Below are 6,206 nucleotides of genomic sequence, written 5' to 3'. Positions count from 1 at the left end.
GCCGCGGCCACCGAGCTCGATATCTACTTCTGCGATCCGCACTCGCCATGGCAACGCGGCAGTAACGAGAACACCTATTGGTGCACAGTGTTGATGCCGGAACGCTTCGACGGGAGTCGACCGGCGGGCTGCTGGGTGACTCGGAAAACACGTGCCGCAGATGGCTTTCCGTTGATTTGTCCACGGCAACCCAGGGCGAGAGCCCTGACCGGGAGTGACTTGATAGAAGCCTGCTGAGCCGTCAACTCGCAATAGGTCTGTCCGCCCGGGCAGAGCCCTCGCTGTCGTCCCGTCATCGACCGAAGGTGAAGAAGGGACGTTTCGATGGTGACAGTAGGGATCGACCCGCACAAGCGCGTCCACGTCGCAGTGGCAGTAGATGCTGGCGGCCGACGCATCGGCAAGCCGCTGACCGTGAAAAATGACGGGCAACTGATCATCACCCTGCTGAAGTGGATTCGATCGATGATCGATACCACGGCGGTGACTTGGGCCATCGAAGATGGGCGTGGCTTCGCTCGTCGTTTGGCCGATGAACTCCTGCTTGCCGGTCAGGAGGTGGTGTGGGTGCCCAGCCGGCTCACGGTCGCCCACCGCAAGCTGCACGCAGCCACGGGCGCCAAGTCCGATGTCATCGACGCCATCGCGGCTGCGCATGCGGCGATCGCCACACCAAGTCTGAGCCGTCATCAGATCGATGAGCGGGTCCGCGAACTCCGAGTGCTCAGCGACTACCGCTCCGACCTGGTCAAACGACGGACAACACTGATCAACCAGATCAAGACGCACGCGCATTTATGGCTCGACTACACCCCGGGCGATCTTGCCCGCGCCAAGACCATATCGCTGCTCAGTGCTCGGCTTGATGCCGCATCGATGAGTGCTCACGTCCGGCACGTGTTCACCGAGATGGTCACCGAGCTCGTCGACGTCAACCGACGCATCCACGATCTCGACGAGATGATCAAGAATCTCGTGAGCCCCCTGGCACCCAACCTCTTGCAGATCACCGGGATCAGTCATATCTCGGCCGCGGTGCTGGTCACCGAAATCGGCGATATCACTAGGTTTTCCAGCTCAGCCAAGCTCGCCCGCTACACCGGCTGCGCACCGATCCCGGTCTACTCATCCGACCACGAACGTCATCGCCTCCACCGAGGAGGAAACCGCCGCCTCAATAGCGTCCTTTACACAGCAGCGATCGTGCAGAACCGGTTCAACTCCGCGGCCCAACAACTCACCGCACGCCACCTACCAACAAAAGGGGCCCGAGGCGCCCGACGTATTCTCAAACGCCACCTCGTCGACGTCATCCATAGAGCCATGCAGCTCGATCAAGCCAACTGGCAGCACCACATCGCCAGATACGAACCAGCGGCGTTGACATAGAAGCATCAACGGGCTGCTGCGCCAATACTTTGCTAAAGGCACCGACCTATCAGTGTTCCCGGCCGACTACCTCGACTACGTTGCCGCCCAACTCAACACCCGACCCCGCAAAACCCTCGGCTGGAAGAAACCCGCTGAAGTCCTCGACGAGCTACTCTCAAACCCGCCAAAACCACCCGCTGTTGCATCCACTGCCTGAAATCGCCCCAGGAGAAGGCGGACTTTTGCGTCTGCTCGCGGTGGAGAGGGGACCGAGCGGCACAATGGGACAGTGGGTAACGCGGACGCGAGGAGCATGACAGATTCACGCCTGCGCGTGCTGGTCCTCGGCAGCACCGGTTCGATCGGCACCCAGGCGCTCGAGGTGATCGCGGCCAACCCGGACCGATTCGAGGTCGTCGGCCTGGCCGCAGGCGGCGGCAACCCCGATCTGCTGGGCCGCCAGCGTGCGGAAACCGGCGTCACCAACATCGCGGTGGCCGACCGCGATGCGGCAGAGCGGGTCGGTGACGTCGCTTACATCGGCGCGGAAGCCGCCGCTTCGCTCGTCGAGAACACCGAAGCCGACGTCGTCCTCAACGCGCTGGTCGGAGCGCTAGGGCTGAAGCCGACGCTGGCGGCTCTCGCCAGCGGCGCCCGGTTGGCGCTGGCCAACAAGGAGTCGCTGATCGCGGGCGGTCCGCTGGTGCTCAAGGCGGCCAAGCCCGGCCAGATCGTGCCCGTCGACTCCGAGCACTCCGCGATTGCGCAGTGCCTGCGCGGCGGCACAGCCGACGAGGTCGCCAAGATCGTGCTGACCGCGTCGGGCGGCCCGTTCCGCGGCTGGACCGCCGAGCAGCTGGAGGCGGTCACCCCCGAACAGGCAGGCGCCCATCCGACCTGGTCGATGGGGCCGATGAACACGCTGAACTCGGCGTCGCTGGTGAACAAGGGCCTCGAGCTGATCGAAACCCACCTGCTGTTCGGCGTGCCCTATGACCAGATCGAGGTGGTGGTGCACCCCCAGTCGATCGTGCACTCGATGGTGACGTTCACCGACGGTTCGACGATCGCGCAAGCCAGCCCGCCGGACATGAAGCTGCCGATCGCCCTGGCTCTCGGTTGGCCGACGCGGGTGCCCGCAGCGGCGGCGGCGTGCGACTTCACCACCGCGTCGACCTGGGAATTCGAGCCGCTGGACGCCGCCGTCTTCCCGGCCGTCGAACTGGCCCGCGAGGCCGGTCAGCGGGGCGGCTGCCTGACCGCGGTCTACAACGCCGCCAATGAGGAGGCCGCGGCGGCCTTTCTCGACGGCCGCATCCGCTTCCCAGCCATCGTGAGAACTATCGCCGACGTGCTGCACGCCGCAGACCAGTGGGCCGCCGAACCCGCTACCGTGGAAGAGGTACTTGACGCGCAACTCTGGGCTCGCGAGCGGGCGCGGAGCGCGGTTTCTCGGGAGGTTGTCACCACAAAATGATGTGGCTCATTGGTGTCGTGCTGTTCGCACTGGCCATCTTGGTGTCAGTGGCGCTGCACGAATGCGGTCACATGTGGGTGGCGCGTGCCACAGGCATGAAGGTGCGCCGCTACTTCGTCGGCTTCGGCCCGACGCTGTGGTCGACCCGTCGACCCAACAAGCTGGGCTCCACCGAGTACGGCGTCAAGGCGATCCCGCTCGGCGGGTTCTGCGATATCGCAGGCATGACATCGATCGACGAGATCGCGCCGGAAGACCGCCCGTATGCCATGTACAAGCAGAAGACATGGAAGCGGGCCGCTGTGCTGTTCGCAGGCCCCGGCATGAACTTCATCGTCGGCCTGGCGATCCTGTACGGCATCGCGCTCTACTGGGGCCTGCCCAACCTCAACCCCCAGCCGGCCGCCTACGTCAGCCAAACCACTTGTGTGGCACCGGCAATCAGCAAGACCGAATTCGCTCCATGCGAAGGCGAGGGACCCGCGGCCGCCGCAGGCATCAAGCAGGGCGACATCATCGTCAAGGTCGGTGACACCGAGGTGCGCACCGCCGACGAAATGGTCAAGGCTGTGCGGGCGGCCAGCGGCCCGACGCCGTTCGTCGTCAAGCGCAAAGAGGGCGACACGACGAGGGAGTTCACCACCGTCGTCAACGTGCAGCAGACCCAGCGCTATGTCTCGGAAACCGCCGAAGCGCCGTCGCCCATCGGCGCCATTGGGGTGTCCGCCGCCGAGTACGGGCCCCCCGAATACATGCAGTACAACCCGATCACCGCCATCCCAGGCACGATCTCCTTCACCGGTGATCTGGCCGTGGAACTCGGCAAGTCGCTGGCCAAGATCCCGACCAAGGTCGGCGCGCTGGTGCACTCCATCGGCGGCGGTGAACGCGATCCCGAGACGCCCATCAGCGTGGTTGGCGCGTCGATCATCGGCGGGGACGCCTTCGAACGCGGCCTGTTCATGGCGTTCTGGTTCTTCTTGGCCCAGCTCAATTTCGTGCTGGGCGCGGTCAACCTGGTGCCGCTGCTGCCCTTCGACGGCGGGCATATCGCGGTGGCGTTCTACGAGAAGATCCGTAATACCCTGCGCAGAGCCCGCGGCATGGCGGCCGGCGCACCGGTGAACTACATGAAGCTCATGCCCGCCACGTGGATCATCCTGGTCGTCGTGGTCGGGTACATGGCACTCACCGTCACCGCCGATTTCGTCAACCCGATTCATCCGTTCGAGTAGGAGACCTCAATGTCGTCCGGCCCCACTATCGGATTAGGCATGCCGGCACCCCCCGCACCCACCCTGGCGCCGCGACGAAAAACCCGTCAGCTCATGGTCGGCAACGTGGGCGTCGGCAGCGACCACCCGGTCGCGGTGCAGTCCATGTGCACCACCAAGACCCACGACGTCAACAGCACGCTGCAGCAGATCGCCGAACTGACCGCTTCCGGCTGCGACATCGTTCGCGTCGCCTGCCCCCGGCAGGAGGACGCCGACGCGCTGCCCGAGATCGCCAAGCACAGCCAGATCCCCGTCATCGCCGACATCCACTTCCAGCCGAAGTACATCTTCGCCGCGATCGACGCGGGCTGCGCTGCGGTGCGCGTCAACCCCGGCAACATCAAGGAGTTCGACGGCCGGGTCAAGGAGGTCGCCAAGGCGGCAGGCGATGCGGGCATCCCGATCCGCATCGGCGTCAACGCCGGCTCGCTGGACAAGCGCTTCATGGCCAAATACGGCAAGGCCACACCCGAGGCGCTCGTCGAGTCGGCGCTGTGGGAGGCCTCGCTGTTCGAGGAGCACGGCTTCGGCGATATCAAGATCAGCGTCAAGCACAGCGATCCGGTGGTCATGGTCGCTGCCTACGAACAGCTTGCGGCGCAATGCGATTACCCGCTGCACCTCGGCGTCACCGAGGCCGGTCCCGCGTTCCAGGGCACGATCAAGTCCGCCGTCGCGTTCGGCGCGCTGCTGTCGCGGGGCATCGGCGACACCATCCGGGTGTCGCTGTCGGCGCCGCCCGTCGAAGAGGTCAAGGTCGGCAACCAGATCCTCGAGTCGTTGAACCTGCGGCCCCGCTCGCTGGAGATCGTGTCGTGCCCGTCGTGCGGGCGCGCCCAGGTCGACGTGTACACCTTGGCCAACGAGGTCACCGCGGGCCTGGAGGGCATGGACGTTCCGCTGCGCGTCGCGGTGATGGGCTGCGTCGTCAACGGCCCCGGCGAGGCGCGCGAGGCCGACCTCGGCGTGGCGTCCGGCAACGGCAAGGGCCAGATCTTCGTCAAGGGCGAGGTCATCAAGACCGTGCCCGAGTCGCAGATCGTCGAGACGCTGATCGAAGAGGCGATGCGCATCGCCAGCGAGAAAGAATCCGAGCCGGGATCCGATGATGCCACCGGTTCGCCCGTGGTGACCGTAAGCTGAGTGTGTCCGCTGTGATTGGAATCACCGCGCCCTAAGCCGCAGAAAGAGACCCGATGTCGGCTCCGCCGCTGTTTCGCTTCGTCGACGAGCGACGCGTCTCGGTGGTGCGCGACGTCGCCGCGGTGCAGCAGGTGCTCGACGCCGACCCGGTCGGAAGCTGCATGGTGGCCTCGCGGGTGGCCGAGCACGGCGTGGAGCCCAGCGCCATCGGTGGTGAGCTGTGGTCGCGGGGCCGGGCCACCGACTCGCTCTGCTATGCGGGTGCCAATCTCATTCCGCTGCGGGGGCAACCTGCCGACCTGCATGCCTTCGCCGACAAGGCCGTCAGCACGGCGCGCCGGTGCTCATCGCTCGTCGGCCGTGCCGAGTTGGTGCTGCCCATGTGGCGGCGCCTCGAGCACGCCTGGGGGCCCGCCCGCGATGTGCGCGGCTGTCAGCCGCTGATGGCGCTCGCCGGCGCGCCGCAGTGCCGGATCGATCCCGCCGTGCGTCCGGTGCGGATGGAGGAACTCGACGCCTATCTGGTGGCCGCCATCGACATGTTCATCGGTGAGGTCGGCATCGACCCCCGGCTGGGCGACGGCGGGCGCGGCTACCGTCGGCGCGTCGCGAGCCTGATCGCGGCCGGACGCGCGTGGGCCCGCTTCGAACGCGGCCAGGTGGTGTTCAAGGCGGAGGTCGGCTCGCAGTCGCCCGCCGTCGGCCAGATCCAGGGCGTGTGGGTGCATCCCGACTGGCGCGGACGCGGCCTCGGCACCGCCGGCACCGCTGCGCTCGCCGCCGCGGTGGTGCGCAGTGGACGCATCGCCAGCCTCTACGTCAACGACTTCAACACCGTTGCCCGCGCAACGTATGACCGCATCGGCTTCGTCGAAGTGGGAACGTTCGCAACGGTTCTGCTCGACTAGACCGCTCGCATCGCGGTGTTGGCTACGCTT

General features: G+C 66.1%; 5 protein-coding genes and 1 pseudogene. All 6 read left to right on the top strand.

Translation table 11 applies throughout. The features are described 5' to 3' along the window. Positions 1-324 precede the first annotated feature (324 nt). The 6 genes and pseudogenes from CQY20_RS26545 to CQY20_RS26520 all read left to right on the top strand — a co-directional run bounded on the left by CQY20_RS26545 (position 325) and on the right by CQY20_RS26520 (position 6,176). Positions 325-1,389, top strand: coding sequence for an IS110 family RNA-guided transposase (locus CQY20_RS26545; RefSeq protein ID WP_097943165.1), 1,065 nt, complete (start codon positions 325-327; stop codon positions 1,387-1,389). Beyond that, positions 1,385-1,588 (top strand): annotated as a pseudogene (locus CQY20_RS26540) (IS30 family transposase); the annotation flags it as partial. The gene CQY20_RS26545 and the pseudogene CQY20_RS26540, both read left to right, overlap by 5 nt. Positions 1,589-1,684: 96 nt before the next feature. After that, positions 1,685-2,848: a 1-deoxy-D-xylulose-5-phosphate reductoisomerase gene (gene dxr / locus CQY20_RS26535; RefSeq protein ID WP_097943163.1), complete on the top strand. Its 1,164-nt coding sequence runs from the start codon at positions 1,685-1,687 to the stop codon at positions 2,846-2,848. Beyond that, a complete protein-coding gene (locus tag CQY20_RS26530) occupies positions 2,845-4,083 on the top strand; it encodes a M50 family metallopeptidase (RefSeq protein WP_097943161.1) in 1,239 nt (412 codons plus the stop codon). Before dxr ends, CQY20_RS26530 begins: the two co-directional genes overlap by 4 nt. Positions 4,084-4,092: 9 nt before the next feature. Continuing rightward, complete coding sequence (ispG, locus tag CQY20_RS26525; RefSeq protein ID WP_097943159.1) at positions 4,093-5,268, top strand: flavodoxin-dependent (E)-4-hydroxy-3-methylbut-2-enyl-diphosphate synthase; 1,176 nt, start codon at positions 4,093-4,095, stop codon at positions 5,266-5,268. Positions 5,269-5,321: 53 nt separating this feature from the next. Beyond that, the gene (locus CQY20_RS26520) at positions 5,322-6,176 is read left to right on the top strand and encodes a GNAT family N-acetyltransferase (protein ID WP_097943157.1); all 855 of its coding nucleotides are present in this window, start codon (positions 5,322-5,324) and stop codon (positions 6,174-6,176) included. Positions 6,177-6,206: the final 30 nt, after the last annotated feature.

This window comes from Mycolicibacterium agri (genome assembly GCF_002553505.1).
Taxonomy (GTDB): domain Bacteria; phylum Actinomycetota; class Actinomycetes; order Mycobacteriales; family Mycobacteriaceae; genus Mycobacterium; species Mycobacterium agri.
The sequence above is the reverse complement of the archived record's forward strand: the minus strand, read 5'-3'. Positions and strand labels throughout refer to the sequence as shown.

Coding starts and splice junctions, on each gene's coding strand:
- CQY20_RS26545 (WP_097943165.1), top strand. CDS start 325: ATGGTGACAGTAGGGATCGACCCGCACAAGCGCGTCCACGTCGCAGTG.
- dxr (WP_097943163.1), top strand. CDS start 1,685: ATGACAGATTCACGCCTGCGCGTGCTGGTCCTCGGCAGCACCGGTTCG.
- CQY20_RS26530 (WP_097943161.1), top strand. CDS start 2,845: ATGATGTGGCTCATTGGTGTCGTGCTGTTCGCACTGGCCATCTTGGTG.
- ispG (WP_097943159.1), top strand. CDS start 4,093: ATGTCGTCCGGCCCCACTATCGGATTAGGCATGCCGGCACCCCCCGCA.
- CQY20_RS26520 (WP_097943157.1), top strand. CDS start 5,322: ATGTCGGCTCCGCCGCTGTTTCGCTTCGTCGACGAGCGACGCGTCTCG.